The 24261-nt window shown below is 31.9% G+C and carries 24 protein-coding genes, 2 tRNA genes, 1 rRNA gene and 1 other RNA gene; 3 read left to right on the forward strand and 25 right to left on the reverse strand.

Translation table 11 applies throughout. The features are described 5' to 3' along the window. The 20 genes from ACREWB_RS00005 to ACREWB_RS00100 form a co-directional block, all read right to left on the reverse strand. A 16S ribosomal RNA gene (locus tag ACREWB_RS00005) occupies nt 1-92 on the reverse strand; the annotation flags it as partial. Nucleotides 93-761: 669 nt separating this feature from the next. Further along, nucleotides 762-1025, reverse strand: coding sequence for a pro-sigmaK processing inhibitor BofA family protein (locus tag ACREWB_RS00010; protein ID WP_431545440.1), 264 nt, complete (start codon nt 1023-1025; stop codon nt 762-764). Between the two features lie 88 nt (nt 1026-1113). Continuing rightward, a complete protein-coding gene (locus tag ACREWB_RS00015) occupies nt 1114-1392 on the reverse strand; it encodes a DUF2508 family protein (RefSeq protein ID WP_431545441.1) in 279 nt (92 codons plus the stop codon). A gap of 60 nt (nt 1393-1452) precedes the next feature. After that, on the reverse strand, nt 1453-2049 hold the full coding sequence (gene recR / locus ACREWB_RS00020; protein ID WP_431545442.1) for a recombination mediator RecR: 597 nt from the start codon (nt 2047-2049) through the stop codon (nt 1453-1455). 42 nt (nt 2050-2091) lie between these two features. Continuing rightward, on the reverse strand, nt 2092-2430 hold the full coding sequence (locus tag ACREWB_RS00025; protein ID WP_431545443.1) for a YbaB/EbfC family nucleoid-associated protein: 339 nt from the start codon (nt 2428-2430) through the stop codon (nt 2092-2094). A 169-nt stretch (nt 2431-2599) separates the two neighbouring features. Next, entirely contained in the window at nt 2600-4219 is a 1620-nt protein-coding gene (gene dnaX / locus ACREWB_RS00030) for a DNA polymerase III subunit gamma/tau (RefSeq protein WP_431545444.1), read from the reverse strand. Nucleotides 4220-4359: 140 nt separating this feature from the next. Then, nucleotides 4360-4625: signal recognition particle sRNA large type (gene ffs / locus ACREWB_RS00035), an RNA gene on the reverse strand. Between the two features lie 10 nt (nt 4626-4635). Then, a tRNA-Ser gene (locus tag ACREWB_RS00040) sits at nt 4636-4725 on the reverse strand. Nucleotides 4726-4842: 117 nt separating this feature from the next. Beyond that, nucleotides 4843-5610: a prolipoprotein diacylglyceryl transferase gene (gene lgt, locus ACREWB_RS00045; RefSeq protein WP_431545445.1), complete on the reverse strand. Its 768-nt coding sequence runs from the start codon at nt 5608-5610 to the stop codon at nt 4843-4845. Between the two features lie 125 nt (nt 5611-5735). Next, nucleotides 5736-7472, reverse strand: a complete 1737-nt coding sequence (locus ACREWB_RS00050) for an NADH-dependent [FeFe] hydrogenase, group A6 (RefSeq protein ID WP_431545446.1) — start codon at nt 7470-7472, stop codon at nt 5736-5738. Between the two features lie 18 nt (nt 7473-7490). Further along, on the reverse strand, nt 7491-9284 hold the full coding sequence (gene nuoF / locus ACREWB_RS00055) for an NADH-quinone oxidoreductase subunit NuoF (protein WP_431545447.1): 1794 nt from the start codon (nt 9282-9284) through the stop codon (nt 7491-7493). A gap of 42 nt (nt 9285-9326) precedes the next feature. Further along, complete coding sequence (locus ACREWB_RS00060) at nt 9327-9728, reverse strand: (2Fe-2S) ferredoxin domain-containing protein (protein ID WP_431545448.1); 402 nt, start codon at nt 9726-9728, stop codon at nt 9327-9329. Between the two features lie 38 nt (nt 9729-9766). Then, a complete protein-coding gene (gene nuoE / locus ACREWB_RS00065; RefSeq protein ID WP_431545449.1) occupies nt 9767-10261 on the reverse strand; it encodes an NADH-quinone oxidoreductase subunit NuoE in 495 nt (164 codons plus the stop codon). 264 nt (nt 10262-10525) lie between these two features. After that, nucleotides 10526-11932 (reverse strand): PTS fructose transporter subunit IIC, encoded by a 1407-nt coding sequence (locus ACREWB_RS00070; protein ID WP_431545450.1) that lies wholly within the window; start codon nt 11930-11932, stop codon nt 10526-10528. A gap of 57 nt (nt 11933-11989) precedes the next feature. Further along, complete coding sequence (locus tag ACREWB_RS00075) at nt 11990-12436, reverse strand: PTS sugar transporter subunit IIA (RefSeq protein ID WP_431545451.1); 447 nt, start codon at nt 12434-12436, stop codon at nt 11990-11992. Nucleotides 12437-12451: 15 nt separating this feature from the next. Then, the gene (gene pfkB / locus ACREWB_RS00080; protein ID WP_431545452.1) at nt 12452-13381 is read right to left on the reverse strand and encodes a 1-phosphofructokinase; all 930 of its coding nucleotides are present in this window, start codon (nt 13379-13381) and stop codon (nt 12452-12454) included. Between the two features lie 15 nt (nt 13382-13396). Next, nucleotides 13397-14158 carry a DeoR/GlpR family DNA-binding transcription regulator gene (locus ACREWB_RS00085; RefSeq protein WP_431545453.1) on the reverse strand — a complete coding sequence of 254 codons (762 nt, stop codon included), beginning with the start codon at nt 14156-14158 and terminating at the stop codon, nt 13397-13399. 241 nt (nt 14159-14399) lie between these two features. After that, a complete protein-coding gene (locus tag ACREWB_RS00090; RefSeq protein ID WP_431545454.1) occupies nt 14400-14615 on the reverse strand; it encodes a (2Fe-2S)-binding protein in 216 nt (71 codons plus the stop codon). 16 nt (nt 14616-14631) lie between these two features. After that, a complete protein-coding gene (locus ACREWB_RS00095) occupies nt 14632-15072 on the reverse strand; it encodes a nucleoside deaminase (protein ID WP_431545455.1) in 441 nt (146 codons plus the stop codon). Between the two features lie 124 nt (nt 15073-15196). Next, nucleotides 15197-15273: transfer RNA gene (locus ACREWB_RS00100), tRNA-Arg, on the reverse strand. A 199-nt stretch (nt 15274-15472) separates the two neighbouring features. On the opposite strand from ACREWB_RS00100, the gene ACREWB_RS00105 reads away from it, so the two are divergent. Next, a complete protein-coding gene (locus ACREWB_RS00105) occupies nt 15473-17074 on the forward strand; it encodes an ABC1 kinase family protein (protein ID WP_431545456.1) in 1602 nt (533 codons plus the stop codon). 26 nt (nt 17075-17100) lie between these two features. Further along, nucleotides 17101-17985, forward strand: a complete 885-nt coding sequence (locus ACREWB_RS00110) for a phosphatidylserine decarboxylase (RefSeq protein WP_431545457.1) — start codon at nt 17101-17103, stop codon at nt 17983-17985. Between the two features lie 20 nt (nt 17986-18005). Here the strand turns inward: ACREWB_RS00110 and ACREWB_RS00115 are convergent, their stop codons facing one another. Then, nucleotides 18006-20189: a methyl-accepting chemotaxis protein gene (locus ACREWB_RS00115; protein ID WP_431545458.1), complete on the reverse strand. Its 2184-nt coding sequence runs from the start codon at nt 20187-20189 to the stop codon at nt 18006-18008. A gap of 188 nt (nt 20190-20377) precedes the next feature. Here ACREWB_RS00115 and ACREWB_RS00120 point away from each other — a divergent pair, with 188 nt between their 5' ends. Beyond that, nucleotides 20378-20560: a hypothetical protein gene (locus ACREWB_RS00120; RefSeq protein WP_431545459.1), complete on the forward strand. Its 183-nt coding sequence runs from the start codon at nt 20378-20380 to the stop codon at nt 20558-20560. Nucleotides 20561-20567: 7 nt separating this feature from the next. Here the strand turns inward: ACREWB_RS00120 and ACREWB_RS00125 are convergent, their stop codons facing one another. The 4 genes from ACREWB_RS00125 to ACREWB_RS00140 are packed head-to-tail and all read right to left on the reverse strand — an operon-like array spanning nt 20568 to nt 24214. Further along, nucleotides 20568-21332, reverse strand: a complete 765-nt coding sequence (locus tag ACREWB_RS00125) for an ABC transporter ATP-binding protein (RefSeq protein WP_431545460.1) — start codon at nt 21330-21332, stop codon at nt 20568-20570. After that, nucleotides 21329-22369 carry a FecCD family ABC transporter permease gene (locus tag ACREWB_RS00130; RefSeq protein ID WP_431545461.1) on the reverse strand — a complete coding sequence of 347 codons (1041 nt, stop codon included), beginning with the start codon at nt 22367-22369 and terminating at the stop codon, nt 21329-21331. The genes ACREWB_RS00125 and ACREWB_RS00130 overlap by 4 nt, the downstream gene beginning before the upstream one ends. After that, a complete protein-coding gene (locus ACREWB_RS00135) occupies nt 22326-23276 on the reverse strand; it encodes an ABC transporter substrate-binding protein (protein WP_431545462.1) in 951 nt (316 codons plus the stop codon). Before ACREWB_RS00135 ends, ACREWB_RS00130 begins: the two co-directional genes overlap by 44 nt. Beyond that, the gene (locus ACREWB_RS00140) at nt 23273-24214 is read right to left on the reverse strand and encodes a ferredoxin-like domain-containing protein (RefSeq protein WP_431545463.1); all 942 of its coding nucleotides are present in this window, start codon (nt 24212-24214) and stop codon (nt 23273-23275) included. Before ACREWB_RS00140 ends, ACREWB_RS00135 begins: the two co-directional genes overlap by 4 nt. Nucleotides 24215-24261: the final 47 nt, after the last annotated feature.

The raw sequence follows: 24261 nt of genomic DNA on the forward strand, positions 1-24261 counted from the left end.
TGCTTCCCGAAGGAAGCACGTCATCGCTCGACTTGCATGTGTTAGGCACGCCGCCAGCGTTCGTCCTGAGCCAGGATCAAACTCTCAATTTAAAAGTTTACACTTTTAGTTTGAAATGATTAATCTGAGACAACTGTTAAGTTGCTTAATCAACAATTAAGTTGATTCCTCAAGCTCATTACATACTATTTAGTCTTACGACTAAAAATTTACTTTTTTCTAAAGTAATTAACTGGTTTAGCAAAATATTATTTTGCTATTCTTTACCTATTTCTCTGTTTAATTTTCAAAGACCAATTCCATTTGTCATCATAAGACGACTTCTACAATTTTATCAGTTTAGTGTACTTTTGTCAACTGATTTTCTAATGTTTTTCAATAGAATCTTATAAAGCTTCACAACTTAATTTTAAATGTATCGGTTCTTGTAAGAAGCGACATGCAATATCTTATCATATAAATTTCCTAGCATAATTTAATTTAACGTAATTAAAATAAAACAGGTCGCGTATTCTTGGATTTTTAAACTTTATCTCTATATACCTTATATTGATACACCAGGATAGTTATCCCTCATATTGTAAATATCACACAATAACTGTATCTTTCTATAATGCAAGTATTTTCCTTAACGGTCTACAAATATACTAATACTAAAACTTTTATTTAGTCAAAAAAATAGAGTAACATACTTCTAACTAGTTAAAAGTCATATTACTCTATTTTTATTTTTACTATTACCAAATATTACTATAATAACATTACATTACCAAATTATAGATTATTAAAAATATTACTCCAGGCACCCCTAGAAATCCAGAAATAAGTGCCGTGACAGCATTGATTTCAATAAATATTTCCTTAAACCCTGTATACTGGCTTATAAAATTAACAAGTAACAAAAGTAAGACACCAAAAACACCGTTCATTATTAGCTTCCCTAGCATTTTTAGTGGCCACGAAAATAGCTTGACCACAATTACCATTGCAACTATTGCAATTAAAAAATATAATGCATACTCCATATCTAAGTCCCCCTAATTAGAATTTAATATATTATGTTTATGTTTTATTACTAATATATATTAATACATTAATAATAAAACCAGAAAATTATTCGTTAATAGCACCAATTTCTTCTATCATATAACTAGCATCAATGGTAACACCTTTTCTTTTAGCTTCTAATAAAAAATATATATATTTAGCTTTGGACTGATCTTCTCTATAAATTGCATAGTCTATTAGTTTAGGATCATCTGCAACTTCAAAATATTTTTTAGAATTTTCCCATTCAAGCTTAGCTGCTTCTAACCCAATAATAATATCCTTCTGATCGTCAGTATATTTTAAAGTTGCAAATAATATTTCAATTATTTTTTTTCTATTCATAATAAAAACCTCCCATTTTATGTCCTTTCTAAATTCTTGACATAAAACAGGAGTAATATTCTATATTTCTTTTCTTCCTTCTAAAGCTTTAGAAAGAGTTACTTCATCTATGTACTCTAAATCTCCACCAACTGGGATACCATGTGCAATCCTTGTAACTTTTGCACCCAGTGGTTTTAATATCTTAGATATATACATAGCTGTAGCTTCACCCTCTATGTTTGGATTAGTTGCTACTATTACTTCACGCACGTCTCCATTAATTCTTCTTATAAGTTCCCTGAGCTTTATGTCTTCAGGACCTCTACCTGCCATAGGGGATATTGTTCCATGAAGAACATGGTAAACCCCATTAAATTCCCTTACTTTTTCCATAGTCATAATATCTTTTGGGTTTTCAACAACGCATATGATACTCTTATCCCTATTTGGATTAGAGCAAATTGCGCAAGGGTCTGCATCTGCAAAACTTCCACATATAGAGCAAAATTTTAAAGTTCCTCTTGCTTTAACCAGTGCACCAGCAAATTCCTCTACTTCTTCCTTAGGAAGATTTAGAACAAATAATGCAAGCCTCTGAGCAGTTTTTTTCCCTATACCAGGGAGTTTAGCAAATTCTTCTATAAGTTTTTCTATTGCTACTGGATAAAACTCCAATTTAGTCACCTCTTAACTGTGCAGCTGTTAAACTACTGTTTACTAGAACATTCCTGGCATATTTAATCCACCTGTTAGTTTACCCATTTCACTACTTGTTTCATCTTCCGCCTTTTTTAACGCCTCATTACAAGCACTCATAATTAAATCCTGAAGCATTTCAACATCATCTGGATCTACTACTTCTGGTTTTATCTTTACATCAATAAGTTGTCTCTTTCCATTAGCTATTGCAGTTACTGCTCCACCACCAACAGATGCTACGTATTCCTTAGTTTCTAAACCCTTTTGCATCTCTTCCATTTGCTTTTGAAATTTTTGAGCTTGCTTCATTAAACTATTCATATTTCCACCCATACCTGGTAATCCACCCTTAGCCATAATTGTTACCTCCTATTTATTATTTATTAAAGTTAATATCATTATATTTATGATTTAATAGATTCATGAATCTATTAAACCCTTTCTATATTATTATATACTAATAAGTATAATTATTTCCATAATTTTTTTTTATAATTTATTTTACTTATTAATCTATAACATGTATTTATTCATCTAATATCTCAACAAGATCTTCTCCAAATGTTTCTCTTAATATATCCTCAGGTGATCTAACCTGTTTTTCTTCATCAGATTCTACAGTATATTTTATTTTTACTTCCTCCTTTAGTACTTCCGAAAATATTTCTTCAATCAAATTTCTATTTTCTTCTTTTTCAAGTCTAATTTTATTAAATGAAAATTGTTTTTCATAACCTAACTCTATTACACCTCCATCACATGCCACAATTTTTCCTGTCATTAAGGAAGCATATATAACCATATGTCTTCTTGCCTTGAACATATCTAATATATCTTTAAACGATTTTTTTACTATATCTACGGTTAAATTAGAATTATCATTATGCTTTTTAACAGTTCTTATTTCTGTTTTTTTATTAGGCTTATTTTCTTTTTTCCCATCATTCCCTTCAGAAATCCTAGGTGCTCCGTTTTCAGAAACTACAGTTATCTTTCCTTGCTTTATTATTTCTTCTATTTTATTTATTCTTGCAAGTAGCACTTCTTTTGACGTGTCATATTCTATTTTACACATTTTAATAACTGCAAGTTCTAAATAAATTCTATTTTGCTTGCTCCACTTAGCTTGTTCCTCTGCATCTTGAAGTATCTTTATATTCCTCATAATTTCTTCTACTCTAATTTTAGACGCTTGCTGCTTTAAAATATCTATATTTTCACTGGACATATCTAAAATATCTTCTACATTGTCACTTACCTTAACCATCATAAGGTTTCTCATATGAATAGTCATGTCTTTTATAAATACATATATATCCTTACCACTGTATACTATTTCATTTACTGACTTTATTGCCCCTTCAATATCTCTATTTATCACATTGTCTGAGATCATTATAAGACTCTCAGACGTAACAAGTCCTAGCATATCTATAACATCATTATACTCTACCGTACCATCATTCATTGATATGGCTTGGTCTAGAATACTTAGTGCATCTCTCATAGCTCCATCAGAAATTCTTGATATTAATCTCAAACTATCATCGCCAATAAGAACGCCTTGCTCAGTAACAATTCTTTTAAGTCTTTCAAATATATCCGAACTCTTTATTCTTTTAAAGTCAAATCTTTGACATCTGGAAAGTATTGTTATTGGAAGTTTTTGGGGATCAGTAGTTGCCAATATAAATATTATGTTACTTGGTGGTTCCTCAAGTGTTTTTAAGAACGCATTAACCGCTCCTATGGATAACATATGAACCTCATCTATAATATAAACTTTATACTTAGCTTCTTGTGGAGGATACTGAACATCTTCAATTATGTCCCTAATATTATCTACCCCATTATGTGATGCCGCATCTATCTCAGTAACATCTATTGCTGTTCCTGAATTTATCTTTTTACACATTTCACATTGGTTGCAAGGCTCTCCATTATCTGAGTTCAAACAATTTACTGCTTTGGCTAATATTTTAGCAGTTGAGGTTTTTCCTGTTCCTCTGGTACCACATAAAAGATATGCATGAGCTATCCGCTGACCTTTAATTTGATTTTTTAATGTTATTGTCACATGGTCCTGACCTACTACATCTTCAAAAGTTCTTGGTCTCCATTCTCTATATAATGCCTTATATGCCAAAAGTTTCACCTCTTTTAAATAATTATATCATTTAAATGCAAAAATTAGTTAGTATTTATAAAGGTTATCCATTTACCTTAAAAATTAATAGTTAGTATAAAAAAAGATGCCTATTAGGCATCTTATAATTCTTTTGTAGACCGTACACCTCACTTCGATAAATAAACTATATGCGTTACCTATACAGTTAACTCAAACCAGGTTGATCCACGGCACACGGAAGATTTCACTTACCGCTGCTTCCTTCCGGATCTGACGGGGTTCATGAATTTCCATTGCGTGGAGCCCAATTATCAACGCCACTTATATAGGTCAGACCACACAGCTTATAACCTAGGTGAGGAATTCACCCCTGCTGTAGCGGGTTGCAAGTTACAGGGCACCGCTAACTCCCCAGCTAGTACGGAAATATAAACTGGCGGAAAGAGAGGGATTCGAACCCTCGGTAGAGTTTCCCCTACACACGCTTTCCAGGCGTGCTCCTTAAGCCACTCGGACATCTCTCCATAAATCATTCTAATGTTTGCGCACACTCAAGTAGTGCAACAAAAACAATTATACTATTAATAAGTAGTAATTTCAACTGTTATTTTATAAATGTTTTTGTAAATTTAAATAATAAATTAGTACCGTAAATCTTTTTTCTTATAATTTATCACAAGAAATATAATCCATAATGCTACTCCTGCTAAACTTATTAATTGCGCTACCCTTAAACCTGCAAACATTAAACTGTCAGTTCTGAGTCCCTCTATAAAGAACCTTCCTATGGAATATAGGCCTATATAAGTAAAAAACACAGTTCCTCTTTTAAATGTTTTTGTTAATAAATAAATCAGCACTAAACATATTATCACATTCCATATCGATTCATAAAGAAATGTTGGATGATAATACACTCCGTCTATTAGCATTCCCTTTTGTATAAAGTCTGGGAATTTACTTATAAACCCCTGCGTAACCATTCCACCATGTGCCTCACTATTAAAGAAATTTCCCCATCTCCCTATAGCCTGACCTATAATTATAGATGGTGCTGCCACATCGGCAAATTTTAAAAGACTCTCTTTTTTATACCTTGTATAAAGTAATGCTGCTATCATACCAAATATAACTCCACCATGTATAGCAAGACCACCTTGACGGATATTGAATACTTGTATTAAATCATCCTTATATTGATTAAATTCAAATGCTACATAATATGCTCTAGCCCCAATAATAGCTATAGGAAAAGATATTAGTGTAATATTTAAAAGTTCATCATAATTAACATTTTTTAATTTAGCAGTAAATTGGGCGAGTAAAATCCCAACCATCATTCCTGTTGCAATAAAAATACCATACCATGCAACGGATAATCCAAATATATTAAAAGCTATTGGATTCATACGTAACCTCTCCTTTTGTATTACATTTTTTATTAAGCTACAAATAAAAGAATCAAGTTTATAAGTTAAACTTGATTCTTTATAATTATTGTGGCTTACTATGGTGAAAAAGTAAAGATAAATATTTAAAATTTATTTCTTTCTTTATACTCAGTATGCAATAACTTATGACTTAAATGACCATTAGGTTCTCCTAAAAACTCTTCATATATTTTGATTATATGTGAATTTTTATGCGATTTTCTAAAAGGTAAAGATTTATCTTCATCATATATAGCTTTTGCTCTTTCCTCTGAAATATCAATTTTTTCTTTTATTTGTGAATTAACTATTGGTTGACCTCCACCATTTACACATCCACCAGGGCATGCCATAGCTTCAATAAAGTCATAATGTTTTTCACCGCTTCTAACTAAATCTAACAATTTTCTAGCATTATAAAGTCCATGAACCACAGCTGCAGTTATATTTCTTCCATCTGGTAATTCTATAGTCGCTTCTTTAATACCCGTAAGGCCTCTAACAGCTAAAAATTCTATTTGATCTAGTGCTTTTCCAGCTAAGAGTTCAAATACTGTTCTTAACGCAGCTTCTGCAACTCCTCCAGTTGCACCAAAGATTACTGAAGCGCCAGTAGATTCTCCAAAAGGATCATCAAACTCTTCATCATTTAGATCAACAAAATCTATATTTGCCTCTTTTATCATTTGAGCCAGTTCCCTAGTAGTTAAAACATAATCTACATCCTGCATACCATCATTAGATAATTCTTCACGTTCACCTTCAAACTTTTTAGCAACACAAGGCATAATTGAAACAACTACAATATCCTTAGGGTCAACACCAATCTTTTCTGCAAAATAACTCTTAATTAAAGCACCTTCCATCTCACTAGGTGATTTGCAAGTTGATAAATTAGGAATTAAATCAGCAAAATTGTGTTCAACGAATTTTACCCATCCAGAACAGCAGGATGTCATTAGTGGAAGATTTTTGCCATTATCTAATCTAGTTAATAGCTCAGTTCCCTCTTCCATAATAGTAAGATCTGCCGCAAAGTCAGTATCAAAGACTTTATCAAAACCCATTCTCCTTAAAGCTGAAGTCATTTTGCCTGTAACGCGACTACCGATCGGCATACCAAATTCTTCGCCTAATGCTACTCTTACCGCTGGCGCTGTTTGAACTACCACATATTTATTGGGATTCTCTATTGCCTTCCAAACAGGCACTATACTTTCTTTTTCATGTAAGGCTCCTACTGGGCACGCTAAAATACATTGACCGCAATTTATGCATAGTGATTCCCCTAAAGGCCTCTCATAACTAGTGGTAACCTTAGTGTCAAATCCTCTTCCCGAAAAGTTTATTGCGTGGACAGTTTGAATGTTGCCACAAGTTGAAATACATCTCCCACAAAGTATACACTTTTCAGTATCCCTTACTACCGAACATGAAGAATCATCCAAAATTCCACCGCTTTTTTCCCCACTATATCTTATATCTCTTATATTTAATTCCTTTGCTACTGTTTGTAAATCACAATTTTCATTTCTTATACAAGTTGTACATTCTCTTTTATGATTTGATAATAATAACTCAACTACCATCTTTCTTGCTTCGCGCACTTCAGCGGTGTTAGTTTTTATATCCATTCCATTCTCAGCTGGAAGTGTGCAAGATGCCAATAATTTTTTTCCTACTTGTACCACACACATTCTACAATCAGCTACCTCATTTACATCTTTTAAAAAACATAATGTAGGTATTTTAGCTCCAACTAATTTTGATGCCTCAAGTACTGTGGTTCCTTTAGTAACTTCTACTTTTATTCCATCTATAATCAAGTTTACCATTTCCATTTTTTTCACCTCCCGAAATTATATTTTAACAATAGCTTTAAATCTGCATATGGTTACGCACATACCACACTTAACACATATATCTTGGTCAATTACATGAAGTTCTTGTAACTTGCCACTAATAGCACCGACATTACAATTACGAGTACATAACCCACAACCTTTGCACTTGTCCTCTAAAATCACATATTGCACTAGAGCTCTACAAACTTTAGCTGGACATTTTTTATCTTGCACATGAGCAATATATTCATCTCTAAAATGATGTATAGTTGAAAGCACCGGATTAGGAGCCGTTTGCCCAAGCCCACATAATGCAACCTTTTTTATTCCAAGGGCTAGTTGTTCAAGTTTATCTATATCCTCCATATCCGCATTTCCCTTTGTAATATTTTCAAGCATTTCAAGTAATCTTTTAGTTCCAATTCTGCAGGGAGTACATTTACCACAAGATTCGTCCTTTGTGAAATCAAGGAAAAATCTAGCTACATCCACCATACAGTTATCCTCATCTAAAACTATCATGCCGCCAGATCCCATCATAGAGCCAAGAGCAACTAAGTTATCATATCCAATTGGAGTATCAAGTTCTGATTCCGGAATACATCCCCCTGAAGGCCCTCCTGTTTGAACTGCTTTAAACTCCTTTGCATTTGGTATACCGCCACCTATTTTAAAAATAGTCTCCCTAAGTGTTGTTCCCATAGGAATTTCTATAAGGCCAGTGTTTGTAATCTTTCCTCCTAATGCAAATACCTTTGTACCCTTGCTTTTCTCTGTACCTATGCTGCTAAACCACTCAGCTCCCTTTAATATAATAGGAACTATATTAGCAAAAGTTTCAACATTATTTATAATTGTAGGCTTGCCCCAAAGTCCACTAACAGCTGGGAATGGCGGTTTAGGCATAGGCATACCTCTTTTACCTTCAATTGACTGCATAAGAGCAGTTTCTTCTCCACAAACAAAAGCACCAGCTCCAAGTCTTATTTCTATATCAAAATTAAAACCTACACCTAAAATATTTTCTCCTAGTAGTCCATATTCTCTAGCCTGATTAATAGCTATTTCCAGTCTTTCAACGGCTAGTGGATATTCTGCTCTAACATATATAAAACCTTTACTTGACCCTATAGCGTACCCGCCTATAGTCATAGCTTCAAGCACTGAATGAGGATCTCCTTCCAGAACAGATCTATCCATAAAAGCACCTGGATCTCCTTCATCTGCATTACAAATTATATATTTTTCATCTCTTTCCTGCTTAGCTGCAAATTGCCATTTAAGCCCAGTAGGAAAACCTCCACCACCGCGTCCTCTGAGTCCCGAATTCTTAACAATTTCAATTACTTCTAATTGAGACATAGATGTAAGTACCTTTTCTAAAGCCTTGTACCCATCAAGGGCTATATATTCATCAATATTTTCCGGGTCTATAATCCCACAATTTCTAAGAGCTATTCTTAATTGTTTTTTAAAAAAATCTAATTTATTAAGATTTCTTACATTTCCTTCTCCCTCTTTGATTTTATACTCAAGACGCTCTAGTACCCTATTTTGAATAAAATGTGATTCTACAAGTTCTGCTATATCCTCAGTTTTTACTTTGGTATATAAAACTCCCTCTGGATAAACTACTACAACAGGGCCCAATTCGCAAAGCCCTAAACAACCTGTTTTTAATACTTCAATTTCATGATTTAATTTATGTTTCCTTACTTCTGACTTTAAACTTCTAAAAAGGTCTGCTGCTTCTGGAGAAACACATCCTTTTCCCCCACAAACAAGTACCTGAGAGTGGTAAACCTCCATTAAAATTCCCCCTTTCTATTCCTTTGGGATAGACAATAATTCTTAATCGTTATCTAATATATAATCATTAAGAATTCTCCCCTGAATTACATGCATTGTATATTCATTTCTAACCGTTCCAACTAATACGTGACTAGCTACAACCCTTCTAGCTTTATAAGGAGACATCTTAACATAAGTTACTTTTTCTTCTCCAGGTCTTATAATTTCTACAATAGGTTCTAATCTACACACACCTATACAACCCGTCTTAGCTACTATTACATTAGCTAATCCAAGTTTATCAATTTCATCTACTATTGCATCATAAACATCATCTGCTCCTGCCGCTATTCCACAAGTAGCCATACCAACAACAATTCTTGTGCTTTTTCTATTTGTTCCTTGGTTAACTCTATTAAAAGTATTTTTTCTTATCTCTTCAAGGTCCTGTACCGTCTTCATTGACATCCCTCCATAAGTAAGTTTACTAATTTACTTTTTTACTTGTATTCTTCAATTATCCTTATTACATCAGCAGGAATTAATCTTCCATACACTTTATCATCTACCATAAGGACTGGAGCGAGTCCACATGCACCAAGACATCTAGCAGCTTCTAAAGTAAACTTACCATCCTTCGTTGTCTTACCTACCTCTACTTCTAAAACACTAGATAATCTTTCTATAATATCCTGTGCTCCCTTTACATAGCAGGCAGTACCAAGACATACCTTAATTATATGCTCTCCTTTTGGTTCTAATGTGAATTGTGAATAAAATGTCGATACTCCATAAATTTCTGACATGGGTATATTAAGCTCTTCTGATACTACTTGTAACGCTTCTTCTGGCAGATAACCGAATAATTTTTGCACTTCATGAAGTGCCGGAATTAAAGCGCCTTTCATTTCTTTGAATTTTTCAGTGATTTCTTTTACCTTTTCTAATCTAATGTCAATTTCTCCACATTTTAAGCAACATTTTTCCTCATCCATTAAAATCATCCCCTTACATTAAATTGAAAAAATATCTTTTATTTTATTATATTATTCAAGTGTTAATATAATATCAATTATATAAGTTATATAATACAACTTTTCACCCCCTATGTAAACGATTTTGTTAGAATATTAACAATATTCTGATTTTTTAAAGTAAAAATTATATTTTATATTATAAAAAATAGGTAACCCTAGTAAACTAGGGTTACCTATTTTTAAAAAGCTTTACTTTTTTATGAGTAAAACTTTTTTAAACCATTAATATTTTGCTACATTATTGTTAATATACTCTTTCTCTTTAACAGTAACATCTTTTTTTAATACTGAAACCATAAGACCAGTTACTATTGTACCAGCTACTATTGCAATTATATATCCAGCTAAATTAGTAACTGCATGAGGAATTAATAATATAAATATACCACCATGTGGAGCTACTATTGCTGATTTAAATACCATAGATAATGCGCCTGCAACTGCAGCACCTGCCATTGTTGAAGGTATTATTTTAAGTGGATCCGCAGCAGCAAATGGTATTGCACCCTCTGTTATAAATGCAAACCCTAATGCCCAAGCGGATTTTCCTGATTCTCTTTCTTCTGGCGAGAATTTCTTTTTTGCTATAACTGTTGCAAGCGCTATTCCTAATGGAGGGGTCATTCCTGCTGCCATTACCGCAGCCATAATCATAGAAGTATGACCCACTACCAAAGTTGAAACTCCAAATGTATATGCAGCTTTATTAAATGGTCCACCCATATCAGATGCCATCATTAAACCAATAATAATTCCGAGTAGTCCTGCGTTTGCTCCGCTTAAATTAGTTAACCACTCTGACATTGCTACATTTATAGCAGTTACAGGTTTTCCTATAATAAATACCATTACAAGACCAACTACTAATGTAGATAAAACTGGTAATATTATAACTGGCATTAAACCTTGTAATGATTTTGGTAGTTTTATTGTTTTCTTTAAGAAAAGTACAGTATAACCAGCTAAAAAACCTGCTGCCATTCCACCTAAAAAGCCAGCACCTACCGTTGCCGCAAGCATACCACCAATCATACCTGGTATAAGACCAGGTCTATCTGCTATAGAGAATGCTATAAACCCTGCCAATATTGGATACATAAGGCCCATAGCAGCGCCCCCAATGCTCTTTAATGCAGCGGCTATAGATCCATCTACTTCAAAAGCATGTATTCCAAAAGCAAAAGAAAGTGCAATTAAAATACCACCAGCTGCTACAAAAGGAATCATATAAGAAACTCCGGTCATAAGGTGTTTATAAATGCCTTTTTTCTCTGGCCTTTTCTCTTCTTCAACGTTACTGCTTTGCTTGGAACTGTTTTTAACTTCAACTTTCATATCAATTGCTCTTTGTATAAGGCCCTTTGCATCTTTAATTGCATCTTTTACTCCAACCTCAATTATTGTCTTTCCTGCAAAACGTTCCTTTGAAACATTGGTATCCGCTGCAATTATTACCACTCTAGCTTCCTTTATATCACTCTCTGTCAATTGATTTTCTGCCCCTACAGAACCTTGCGTCTCTACTTTAATTTCTACACCCATTTCTTTTGCTGCCATTTCAAAAGCCTCAGCTGCCATATAAGTATGAGCTATTCCCGTTGGACATGAAGTTATTGCTACAAATTTCATAAATCTTCCCCCTTTTAATTTTATTTTTAGAAATCTTCTATAGTTAACATGTAATGTCTATTGGTCTAATAAAGTAATTATTTCCTCAGGACTATTAGCATTCATTAAGCTATCTCTTAGCTCTTTATGCATTAGCTTTCTAGATATCTGGCTTAATATTTTTAAATGCTCATTACTTGATTCTTCTGGTACAGCTATTAAAAAGAATATATGAGCTAGCTCATCATCCATAGACTGGTAATCAATTCCTTCTTCGCTTCGTCCAAATACTAATGCTGCTTCTTTAACCCCACTACTTTTTCCATGAGGAATTGCTATTCCCATACCTATACCTGTTGAAAATTCTTTTTCTCTATCTGTTACAGCTTTTATATATTTATTTTTATCTAACAATTTACCATTCTCATCTAACATTGTTGCCATCTCTATAATTACATCTTCTTTTGTTTTACTAGTCAGTTCAAGTTTAATTGTATTCACACTTAATAATTCAGTAATATTCATTAATAATCACCCTTTCTATAAATATTTTATAATTATTTGCTTTTTAAGCCTCTCTATGTCTTCAAACTTCCCTGTTTGAGTTCCTTCAGTCATTACATTGGCTGTGCTTGTTGCACAGGCAAGCCTTATAGCTTCTTCAAAAGGATATCCGGACTCCACTGCTACTGCCAGAGCCGCAACCATAGAGTCGCCTGCCCCTACTGTACTTTTAACTTCCACTTTTATACCCTTTACTTTTGCAACTTTATCTCGACTAATGAATAATGATCCTTCTGATCCTTGTGATATCACTACATATTTCACTCCATATTCCAATACCTTTTTAGCAGTTTCTATAACTTCATTTTCGTTATGGATCGTTATGCCAAAAGCCTTTTGAAGTTCGAAAATATTGGGTTTTACCATATAGGGACCGGCCTTAATGCCCTGCATTAGCATTTCACCATCTGCATCTAATATAACCTTACCACCTTTTATTTTTACCGCCTTAATTATGTCTCCATATATACCGCTACCAATACCCCCTGGCACACTGCCTGAAAGAACTACTAAAGATTTTAACGTGCAATGTTCCATTATTTTTTCTTTTATACTGTTAACATATCGCTCATCTAAAGTAGGTCCACTTTCATTTATATCTGTGTGCGTATTGTTAACCTTATCAATTATTTTTAAATTAGTCCTAGTTTCACCTTCAAAAGGTAAAAAATCATTAGCAATCTCTAAACGGTCCAAGTAATTTTTTATTAGACTTCCACTGCTTCCACCTAGAAAACCTAAAGCTATGCTTTTATGCTTTAACTCCTTAACAACTTTGGATACATTAATACCCTTACCTCCAGCATCAAATCTTGTAGATACAATTCTATTAACGTTACCAATCATAAATTCATCTATCTCAACTGTTTTATCTAGTGCAGGGTTTAACGTCACTGTTATTACCACTTAAATCACCTCCGTTTATTTTGCCATCATAATTACTACATCTTCTTTTTCAAAGTTCTCTAATAATTCATTATCTAATTTATTATCCGTAATAATAATATCAATGCTATCTAAATCAGTAATTTTAGCAAAACAAACCGTATTAAATTTAGTATGGTCACATACTACTATAGTTTGCTTTGCAATTTTTATCATTTCCTTTTTTGTATTAGCTTCTGTAATATTAGGTGTAGTTAATCCATTAATAACACATACAGCATTTGTTCCGATAAACGCTTTATCTACTTTGAAATTTTTAATCATATTATCTGCCACCGGTCCTACCATGGCTCTAGTTTCCCATCGTAGTGCTCCTCCAATAACAATTACCTCTACGTCCTTCTTCTTAGCAAGTTCATAGGCTATATCGATAGAGTTTGTTAAAACTGTTATATTTACAGCTGTCATATGCCTAGCAATACAAAGAGTGGTCGTTCCTGCATCTAATGCAATTGTATCTCCATCTACTATCATTGATGCGCCAAACTTTCCAATTGCTTCTTTTTCATCATAAAACTTATCTATTTTTTCTAAAAAAGTAGGTTCAAATTTAGTATTATCATTTAATACCGCTCCTCCATGTACTCTTTTTATAAGTTCATCCTCTTCCAATTCTTGAAGGTCGCGTCTAATTGTAACTTCCGACACATCATATCGCTTAGATAAATCGCATACTTTTACTTTCCCGTGTTTATTTAAAGATTTTAATATGTTTGATTTTCTTTCCTCAGGAAACATAATTTTTAAGCCCCTTTTATCATATTTCAAATGCTAATGTTCGTTTATATTTTATTTGTTTCGTTTACCTTCATTTGTGTTCATTTTAATACATTATGGTATCGTTGTCAACAGCTATATTTTACTTTTTACACCAATTTGTACTTTTATTTTAGACTAAAAAATTCTCTAAAAACAAAAACGAAGCCCTCAGGCTTCGTTTTTGTTTTTTAACCATGTATTTAAAGTATAATACCCATTACTACTTTTCTAATTCTTGTTTTAGAAGCTCCTCAATCTTAGGAGTACATCTGCGGCCTTTGCATCCTCCCGAACCTGCTCCCGTAGCCTTTTGAACATCTTCTACAGTTTTTGCCCCATTTTGTATAGCTTTTTTTATTGTAGCCTTTGGTATAGCTTTACACAAACATACCTTTGTAATTTTATCCATTATTTCTCTATTTATATTCTGCTCCATAATATTCTTCTCCTTATTATCTTTTATATTTAAAAAAATCAGTAAGTAAATTACCACATTCTTCGTTGTATAACCAATTAATTTCTATCCATTGATTTAGTGCATCATTTTGAATCAAATTTATAACTGAACCACAAGCTCCAACACTAGGATCAAAAGCACCTATATATAATTTTCTTATTCTAGATTGTAATATTGCTCCTGCGCACATGGGACAGGGTTCTAAGGTTACATACATATCACATCCATTTAATCTCCAACCACCTATTACTTCACAAGCTTTTCTTATAGCTAAAACCTCTGCATGAGCGGTAACATCTTGAAGCGTCTCCCTTAGGTTGTGAGCTCTCGCAATTATTTTATTGTCCTTAACTATAACTGCACCTACAGGTACTTCATTTAATAATAACGATCTTTTAGCTTCATTTAATGCTTCATTAATAAAATATTTTTCCATGTAGACCCCTCTGCTCTATAAATTATTATTATCTAATAATAACTATTATACTTCTTTAATCTTATAAATTCAATTTATTTATTCATAAATAAAAAAACTAGTAAAGTTTTACCTTACTAGTTTGTGGTGCACACGAGAGGAGTCGAACCTCCGGCCTTCCCCTTAGGAGGGGGACGCTCTATCCAACTGAGCTACGGGTGCAAATTCAATTCTACTTAAACATTTTATTACACTTTTATAGTAATGTCAACCTATAGCTATTTAAAACAATAACTCACAAGATAAATAAAATTATTTATAAATAAATAAAGTTATAATACATTAACTATTGTATAATACTAATTGAAGGATTTCAAATGATATCTCATCACAGGTGGTGATGATTTAAGCGAGGTATAAAATGCAATTAAATTCTATCAATCGATTTAGAGAAATTATCAAAGTTCTTGGCTCCTATGGTTTTGGATATATTGTAGACTCTAAGTTCAAAAAACAAAATAAACTTCCTGAAAATTTAAGGAAAGCCTTTGAAGATTTGGGGCCAACTTTTATTAAAATCGGCCAAATACTTAGTACAAGGCCAGATTTATTATCCCCCAAATATATAGTTGAACTATCAAAACTTCAAGATAGCGTCGCTCCAGAAAGCATTGAAACTATAAATAAAATGTTTTTTGATGAATTTAACATATCAACCACTGAATGCTTTGAAAAGTTTTATGAGTCTCCACTAGCCTCTGCCTCTATTTCCCAAGTACATAAAGCTATTTTAAAGGATGGTAGAGAAGTTGTAGTTAAAATACAAAGACCAGATATTGCAGAAAAGATGAAACTCGACATTTCTATACTAGTTCGCATAATAAGACTTACAAAGGCAAGATTTTCTGACGCCCTAATTGACCCAGAAGAAGCATTACATGAAATATTACTTACCACTGAACTTGAACTTGATTTTAATAATGAAGTTAAAAATATAAATACATTTAGAAATTTCAACAAAGATGTAGCATTTATATATGTACCTTATGTAGTCGATGAGCTGTGTAGTACTAAAGTTTTAACCATGGAACAAGTTAATGGATTTAAAATAGATGATATGAAAAGACTACACCATGATAAATATGATCTTGATGATTTAGGTAAGAAATTAGCGTTATCTTACTTAAAACAAATGCTAGAAGATGGCTTTTTCCATGGCGATCCACATCCTGGAAATATATTTGTATATGAAGGTAAAATTTGTTTTATAGACTTTGGAATCATGGGAAGTCTTTCAACTTCTTTAAAATCAACACTAAACAATATGATAACAGCTGTTGCTTTTAATGATATAAATAAAATGATTTCAGCTCTTTTATCTATAGGAATAAAAAAGGGATATGTAGATAGAAATAAACTCTATGAAGATTTAGATTATCTTCTTGTAAATTACCTTTCAGTTTCTTTAAATAATATTCAAATTTCAATTTTGATTTCCGACATCTTTGATATAGCTAGGCAAAACAATTTACGTTTACCTCGCGATTTGACGCTTCTAATAAGAGGACTTGTGATTTTAGAGGGCGTAATAGCACGTATTTCCCCTGATATAAAAATAATAGACATCGCTATTCCTTACGTAAAAGCTAATAATAAGTTTTCACTACTGGCTCATTTGGATTTTAACACTCTACTTATGCGTTCGTATTCATTTATAAAAGATTCATCTAGACTACCTTCAAAAATTATAGAATTATCTGATAGTCTAATAAGCGGAAGAGCTAAACTGCAATTAGAACATAAAAATTTAAATACCCCTATAAGTGAGTTAAATAAAGGCATTAATCGCTTAGTCTTTGCCCTTATTATTTCTTCTATGATTATAGGTTCTTCTACAATTTTAAATTCAAATATAGGTCCTAAATTATATAATATATCAATTATTGGTATAACGGGTTTTCTAGCTGCAGCGTTTATGGGTTTTTGGTTAATGATTTCTATAATAAAATCAGGAAAATTATAAAATAAAATGTAAAACGAGGTATTTTGATGATTAAATATTACAACAGAACTGAAAACAAATATGAAATTGAAAAGGTAGCCGGTGAAAAATATTTAAATTGGACTTACTGCTCCCCTGTAGGAAAAGGACTAGTTGAATTGCTGCTGAAGAAAAAGCTTTTCTCAAAATTTTATGGTAAGTATTGCGATACTAAAATAAGTTCTAAAAAAATTAAGTCTTTTATTGAAACTCTAGATATTGATATGTCTATGTATTCTAAGACTCATGATCAGTATTCATCCTTCAATGACTTTTTTACTAGATCCTTAAATACAACTGCTAGAATAATTCCTAAAGATAAAAATATTTTAATATCACCCTGTGACGGTAAAATTTCTGCATACGCTGATATTGACTTAAATAATATAGTTCAAATAAAGGGGTTTACTTATTCACTTAAAGAGCTTCTTAAAGATAATGAAATATATAGTTCATATCATGGAGGTACCTGCTTAATTTTCAGATTATGCCCTACTGATTATCATAGGTTTCATTTTATTGATGATGGAATATGTGGAGATACAACTAAAATTAAAGGCCATTATTATTCTGTAAATCCAGTAGCCTTAAAAAACGTAAAAAAGCTGTTTTGCCAAAATAAACGAGAATGGAGTATATTTCATTCAGATAACTTTTCCGATGTTATTTATATAGAGGTTGGTGCTACTTGTGTAGGCTCAATTATTCAGAGTCATTGTCCAAATACTAAAATAACAAAAGGTGCTGAAAAGGGGTATTTTAAATTTGGTGGTTCCACAGTAATCTTATTTTTTAAAAAAGATGTTGTAAATATTCATAAGGATTTGCTATCCCAAACACAATTAGGTTTTGAAACTTCTGTATTCATGGGCGAAAAAATAGGACTGAAATAACCTTTCAGCCCTATTTTTTATTAAATTTTAAATTTTGATGTTATTTTTTTTAATTTTTCAGCACTAACCTTATTACCACTAGTAGTATTTTTTATTTCTTCCATCTTTGTTACTATATCAATGCTTTTATCCGATATGCTAAATACACCTTCTGCACCTTCACTAACAGTACCGGTTACTTGCTCTATTGCAACTGTTATTCCATTTATTGATATATTTAAATGTTGTGCCGTCTCATCAAATTCCATCATAAACTTATTAAAATTTTCTGCATCATCCATATATTCTTTTCCCGTACCCATAATTATTTCATAATTTAGTGAAACTTCTTCATCCATAAAATCTAACATTTTAGCAGAGCTTTTAGATAGATTTTTTACTGAAGCATTTACATTTTTAACTACATTTTGAATATCAGCTGCTGTAGCTCCCGATTGCTCTGCAAGCTTTCTAACCTCATCTGCTACAACTGCAAACCCTCTTCCTGCTTCTCCTGCCCTAGCAGCTTCTATAGCAGCGTTTAGTGCTAATAAATTCGTTTGGCTAGTTATATGAAGTATTGAAGCTGCTAGACCATGTATTTCATCAACCGCTTTTGATCCCTCTATTGCAACTTCTAACTGATTCTTTATATCATTATAAACTTTGTCAGTATCCTTTTTCGACCCCTCAGTTCCCATAGTAATCCCCATTGCTTTTTTAACAATGCTCTGAGCTATATTAGTGCCCTCTGAGGCTTTATCTACTATATTATTAACCATATTTTTCATTTCACCTGAAGAAGCGGAAATCTCCTGTGCTGTAGCTGCTGTCTCTTCCATTCCAGCAGATAAACTTTCCGTTTCAGAAGAACTTTCCTCTGCCTTTACTTTTAATATATCCGTAAGATTTTCAACGATATCAGCATTATTATTTATGTTTTCCGAAGCTTCAATTAAATCTTTTACAACATCTTTTAATGTTTTTCTCATATTAACTATACTTCTAAATATAGTTCCAATCTCATCATTACTTTTAATTAAATTATCAGTATCCTTGTCATCGCTTAAATCCAATTTAGAAGTCTTGTCCACAAGCAAAGTTACTTTTAACAATGGATTCACTATAATATTTGATACAACAAGACCAATTAATATTGAAAACAAACCTACAAGTGAAGCTATTATTAAGATTATTTGTGTCATTGAATTCACTGGTTGTCTAATCTCATCAATATCTCCATTAACTACCAATGTCCACTTTGTAATTGGAACAAATCCATAAGATGCTAGCTTTTGAGAACCCTCGTAATTATACTCAGTGGAACCTGCTTCAGATTTCTCTCCATTTTTAATATTTTTAACGACAGCTTTTATAGATGCATATTCAACTTCTTTTCCTATTTTATTTTTATCTTTATGATATATCATTATACCTTTATCATCAACTAAATACGCATAGCTTGATTTACTATTTGATACACTTACATCTTTCAAATAAGCTGAAAAACTCTCTGCATATACATGTACCGCTATATACCCTAGTGTTTTATTATTATCATCAATTATAGGACTTGTAAATACCATAACTGCATTTCCTGTTATATCAGATTTTAAAGTTTCACTTATAGCTAGTCCACCATTTGCGCTAGCAGAATGATAACTTTTATTAGCAGTATTTTTTCCTATAGAAGGCTTATCACTGTCCGATATTATTTCCCCATTTATATTAACCAAAGAAATTCTTTCAACATCATTATTTTTAGAAAGATATGCTGCAAAATTTTCATTACTTTCTTTTACTACCTCATTATATTGTTTAACCGAATCTTCATCAGCTTTATCCTTTAATTCAACAATTTCCATTATTCGTTTAGAATTACTTATAGCCTGTAGCTGCGCTTGTTTCTTTTCTATCATAACAGAAATAGTTTCTATTGCTCTTTTATTAACTGACATCATTTCAGATTTACTTTGATTAAATATTATACTTGATGCCTTTATATACGTAAAAATAGAAGTTGTAACCATGCTTACAATTATTAATACTCCAATAAGAAGTGGTATCTTCCTTTTAATAGACAGACCTTTTTTATTGTTGTTTTCGTTTTTTGTGTTATCAGATATCACTTTTAAACGTTTACTTTTAACAACTTTTATTGTCTTTAAATTCTTGTTATCTTTACCTTTACTTTTTTTTCTAAAATCCCAAAATTTAAATACCATGATGCCCCCCTATTTATGTAAGATTAACATTTTGTAAATATATTATGAACTTTTTTACAATTGAATTATTTATGTATTTATATTAACATACAATTCATACTTTGTAATGAATTTATAATAGATTGGGTAGACTATTTTTAATGCACTAGATATATGTAGTGTAATTATCACATTTAAGGAGACGAATAATGGATAAAAAAAAGTTTGGAAAAGCGAAAAATTGTATTAATAATTTAGATGCTAATAAAAGCAATAGTGGCGTTTTAAAAACTGAGATGGCTATTATGTATAACCTGTCCAATATAACTAGTGATATTAATGATACAGCTGCAGAGGAAAAAGCGAACAAATTTGATGCTCAAAAAAAATAAGAATCCCTTACCTTTGAGATAAATAATAACTATAACAAGACTCTTGAATATGTACTCTTTTACAATTAACACTAAACACTTCATTAATAACTTTTTTGTCCAAAATTTCCTTAGGTGTGCCGTAGCTCTTTACCTCACCTTTATTCATGACACAAATTCTATGTGAATAAGTTAAGGCTTGTACGATATCATGAAGAACCATAACAATAGTTTTACCATTTTTATTTAGTTTTTTTATAAGATCAATAACTTGAAATTGTTGATTAATATCTAGATAAGTAGTAGGTTCATCAAGAAAAATAACATCAGTATCTTGAGCTACAATCATAGCTATATATACCTTTTGTCTTTCTCCACCAGAAAGTTCTAGTAAATTTTTATTTCTAAATTTTATAACCCCTGTAAGTTCCATAGCGTATTCTACCTTTTCTCTATCTACTTTTGATTGCTTACGCGCAAATCCAAGGTAAGGAAATCGTCCATGGGCTACAAGGCTATCAACAATAATATTTGGAATACTCCTTGTTTGTGGCAAAATTGATACACTCTTTGCAAACTCTTTTTTCTTTATGCCGTTTATTGGAGTATCATTCAATAATATTTTACCAGAATAAAGATCTATAAGTCCTGAAGTAACCTTTAACAAAGTTGTTTTACCACAACCATTAGGTCCAATTATACTTGTAATTGTACCCTTATTTATTTTCATATTAATATTTTGTAATTTTTTCACTCCATTATATCCACTAGAAACATCTATTAATTCAATCATATACTTAACCTCTTTTTTTGTTTTATTAAAAGATATATAAAAAATGGTCCCCCAATAAAAGACATAATAATTCCAACAGGTATTTCAAAAGGAGCAAATATTACTCTTGATATTAAATCACAGGTTACAACAAATATTCCTCCCATAATACTTGATACCGGAATAACAAGTCTGTTATCAGTGCCCATAATTAGTCTTGCAAAATGAGGTATAATAAGACCTACAAAACCTAATAAGCCTGAAAAACTAATAGCACTACCCGCAAGAATTGAAGCAACTATAATAAGGAAGAATCTATAAAATGATACTTTTAAGCCAAGTGAAGTAGCTAATTCATCTCCAAGAGCCAAAATATTCATATCATAACTTAGAATACAGGCTAAAATTAACCCTATAATTATATAACCTATAGCAAATTTAATTTTATTTATAGTAATTCCTGAGAAACCACCCACCATAAATGAATTATTACCTAAAGAAGCCTCTGGATATAAGGTGATGATTGTCTGAATCCCCGCATTTAAAAAACTACCCACTGCAATACCTGCAAGTACAATAGTCCCCCTGGATACCCCTGTTTTATAAGCTATAAAATAGATAAGGAGCGATGCAAAAAGTGCGCCTAAAAATGCAGCTATTGGAACATAATTAATATACTGTGGAAAGAATACCACAAGCACCATACTAGAAAGGCCCGCTCCCGAATTAACACCTATAATATTAGGTGCCGCTAAAGCATTGTTAAGCACCGCTTGTAATATAACCCCCGATACAGCGAGAGAAGCCCCAGCGAGCACCGCTGCAATAATTCTTGGTATGCGTACATAAAAAATAATAATATACGTTTTAGATATATTATCACCATTTATGAAAACATTAAATATGTCTTTAATATTTAACGCTACAGAACCATAAAAAATACTTAGTAGTGATACTAATATCAAAATAACTACTAAGCTTAAAATAGTAATAGTCTTAAATTTAAATGAATTTTTATCTAAATGTTTCTGGATATAAAATTTTTGCAAGATATTCATAAGCATCTCCCCATAGTGCATTGGGTTTATAATGAAACATTTCTTTTGGTAATATTATATATCTATTATTTTTTACAGCCTTAAGTTTGTTCCAGGCAGGGTTTGACTGAATTGTAGTTTTTAACTGCTCTATAGCCTTTTTAGAATCGCCCATAGTAGTTATAAAAATATATTCAGGGTCCTCTTTAATTATTTCCTCCATACTTAAATCCTCTAAAAGTGATGAGTGACGGATGGCTATATTATCTGCTCCTAAGTCTTTAATCATGGCTCCAGTAATATTATCATCACCTTTTGCTTTAGCACCAGTAGAAAATGCTCTTATAAAAAGTACACTTGGCTTTTTATCTAGGTTAACTTTAGATATTACCTTATCTATTTTACTTTTTATAGCTAATCCGTTTTTTTGGTACAAATCTTTTCTCCCTGTAATCTCGGTACAGATCTTTAAAATATTAAGATAATCACCAAATGCATCTTCCTTAAAGAAAGCATATTTTATACCAGCTTTTTTTAGAATCTCAGCTACTTTAATATCTGCATCTATGTCAGAAGATAATATTACAAAGTCAGGTTCAAGGACTATTATCTCTTCAATATTAGGTTCCTTTACATTCCCAACAACCTTTACATTATTCTTTAATTCCATTTTTCTTTCTTCCAGCACATCATTTGTAACTCCTACAAGTTCTCCACCTGACAGTAGCCAAGTTTCAGCAAAAGACCCATATAGTGAAACTACTCTTTTAGGGCTACTACTAAGGTTTACTTTATTCCCTCTTGCATCTGTAAATGAAATTGTTTGATTTTTACCCTTATCTATAATCACTTCTTTATTAGTACAACCAATCAGTCCCAATATAACCAGTATGCATAAGAAAAAAGATAAGTTTTTCCTTATTATCATACTTGTTCTCCTTTAATCTTTAAGGGTGCCCTTAATATTTCATCATTCCTTCGCAAAATGTCATCACTTAGTATTTCTGCTTCAACATATTCAAATCCCATTCTATCAATAGTACTTCCAAAACGTTCTCCTTTAAAAGCATTTTCTTTAAAAAATAGAATTGTTTTAAAAAGAACACTCATAATCTCTTCTTTTGTAAAAACTTTATTAATAAGAGATCCATGACGAGTTGATTTTCCCCATCTACCACCAATATATATTTTGTAGCCTTGCATACCTTCTTTGATTGCACCAAAATAGCATTTATCAAGACACCTTCCACAATTATTACAAATTTCTTTATCAATGATTAAAGTTCCATCAATAAATTTAGCTGCTCCCATAGGACATGTACTATCAACTAAACATTTTTTACACTTAACACATTTATTAATATTATACTTAGGTATCAATTGCCCTACAATGCCAAAATCATTTAAATCAGGCTTAACACAATTATTAGGGCATCCCCCTACTGCTATTTTAAATTTATGAGGAAGTATTATATCATTGTATTTTTCATAAAAACCCCTATGAATCTCTTTCGCCATAGCTTGGGTATCAAAAAGTCCAAATGTACATACAGTTCCTTTACAAGCAACTATCGGTCTAACATTTGCCCCTGTACCCCCAGTTATCATTCCTTCTTTAGCTATATAATTTCTTAACCCTTCAACGTTTTCATATTTAATTCCAGGTATTTCTATAGTAAGCCTTACAGTAATTGAAACTTTTCCGTTTCCAAATTTTTCTGAAGCTTCACTAAGATTTTTTAGCTGCCTTGAACTTAAAACACCATTTTCAGTTATAATTCTAGCTGAAAAATGTACTCCATCATTATTTTTTAAAACACCCATGGACTTTAATCTTTTTATTTCTAAGTCACTAACTTTATTCACAATTTACACCCCTAACATTATTTGTTATTGCAACCACTAACTCCGCT

Origin of the sequence: Clostridium sp. (genome assembly GCF_050717635.1) — a bacterium.
Taxonomy (GTDB): domain Bacteria; phylum Bacillota; class Clostridia; order Clostridiales; family Clostridiaceae; genus Clostridium_AD.

What these genes read in the sequence shown, in the direction of transcription:
- ACREWB_RS00060 (WP_431545448.1), bottom strand. Translation starts at nt 9,728, where the DNA reads ATGAAGACGGTACAGGACCTTGAAGAGATAAGAAAAAATACTTTTAAT.
- ACREWB_RS00110 (WP_431545457.1), top strand. Translation starts at nt 17,101, where the DNA reads ATGATTAAATATTACAACAGAACTGAAAACAAATATGAAATTGAAAAG.
- ACREWB_RS00050 (WP_431545446.1), bottom strand. Translation starts at nt 7,472, where the DNA reads ATGGAAATGGTAAACTTGATTATAGATGGAATAAAAGTAGAAGTTACT.
- lgt (WP_431545445.1), bottom strand. Translation starts at nt 5,610, where the DNA reads ATGAATCCAATAGCTTTTAATATATTTGGATTATCCGTTGCATGGTAT.
- ACREWB_RS00105 (WP_431545456.1), top strand. Translation starts at nt 15,473, where the DNA reads ATGCAATTAAATTCTATCAATCGATTTAGAGAAATTATCAAAGTTCTT.
- ACREWB_RS00085 (WP_431545453.1), bottom strand. Translation starts at nt 14,158, where the DNA reads ATGTTTCCTGAGGAAAGAAAATCAAACATATTAAAATCTTTAAATAAA.
- ACREWB_RS00120 (WP_431545459.1), top strand. Translation starts at nt 20,378, where the DNA reads ATGGATAAAAAAAAGTTTGGAAAAGCGAAAAATTGTATTAATAATTTA.
- ACREWB_RS00025 (WP_431545443.1), bottom strand. Translation starts at nt 2,430, where the DNA reads ATGGCTAAGGGTGGATTACCAGGTATGGGTGGAAATATGAATAGTTTA.
- ACREWB_RS00125 (WP_431545460.1), bottom strand. Translation starts at nt 21,332, where the DNA reads ATGATTGAATTAATAGATGTTTCTAGTGGATATAATGGAGTGAAAAAA.
- ACREWB_RS00135 (WP_431545462.1), bottom strand. Translation starts at nt 23,276, where the DNA reads ATGATAATAAGGAAAAACTTATCTTTTTTCTTATGCATACTGGTTATA.
- nuoE (WP_431545449.1), bottom strand. Translation starts at nt 10,261, where the DNA reads ATGGATGAGGAAAAATGTTGCTTAAAATGTGGAGAAATTGACATTAGA.
- ACREWB_RS00010 (WP_431545440.1), bottom strand. Translation starts at nt 1,025, where the DNA reads ATGGAGTATGCATTATATTTTTTAATTGCAATAGTTGCAATGGTAATT.
- ACREWB_RS00090 (WP_431545454.1), bottom strand. Translation starts at nt 14,615, where the DNA reads ATGGAGCAGAATATAAATAGAGAAATAATGGATAAAATTACAAAGGTA.
- nuoF (WP_431545447.1), bottom strand. Translation starts at nt 9,284, where the DNA reads ATGGAGGTTTACCACTCTCAGGTACTTGTTTGTGGGGGAAAAGGATGT.
- ACREWB_RS00130 (WP_431545461.1), bottom strand. Translation starts at nt 22,369, where the DNA reads ATGAATATCTTGCAAAAATTTTATATCCAGAAACATTTAGATAAAAAT.
- ACREWB_RS00075 (WP_431545451.1), bottom strand. Translation starts at nt 12,436, where the DNA reads ATGAATATTACTGAATTATTAAGTGTGAATACAATTAAACTTGAACTG.
- ACREWB_RS00015 (WP_431545441.1), bottom strand. Translation starts at nt 1,392, where the DNA reads ATGAATAGAAAAAAAATAATTGAAATATTATTTGCAACTTTAAAATAT.
- ACREWB_RS00115 (WP_431545458.1), bottom strand. Translation starts at nt 20,189, where the DNA reads ATGGTATTTAAATTTTGGGATTTTAGAAAAAAAAGTAAAGGTAAAGAT.
- ACREWB_RS00095 (WP_431545455.1), bottom strand. Translation starts at nt 15,072, where the DNA reads ATGGAAAAATATTTTATTAATGAAGCATTAAATGAAGCTAAAAGATCG.
- ACREWB_RS00070 (WP_431545450.1), bottom strand. Translation starts at nt 11,932, where the DNA reads ATGAAATTTGTAGCAATAACTTCATGTCCAACGGGAATAGCTCATACT.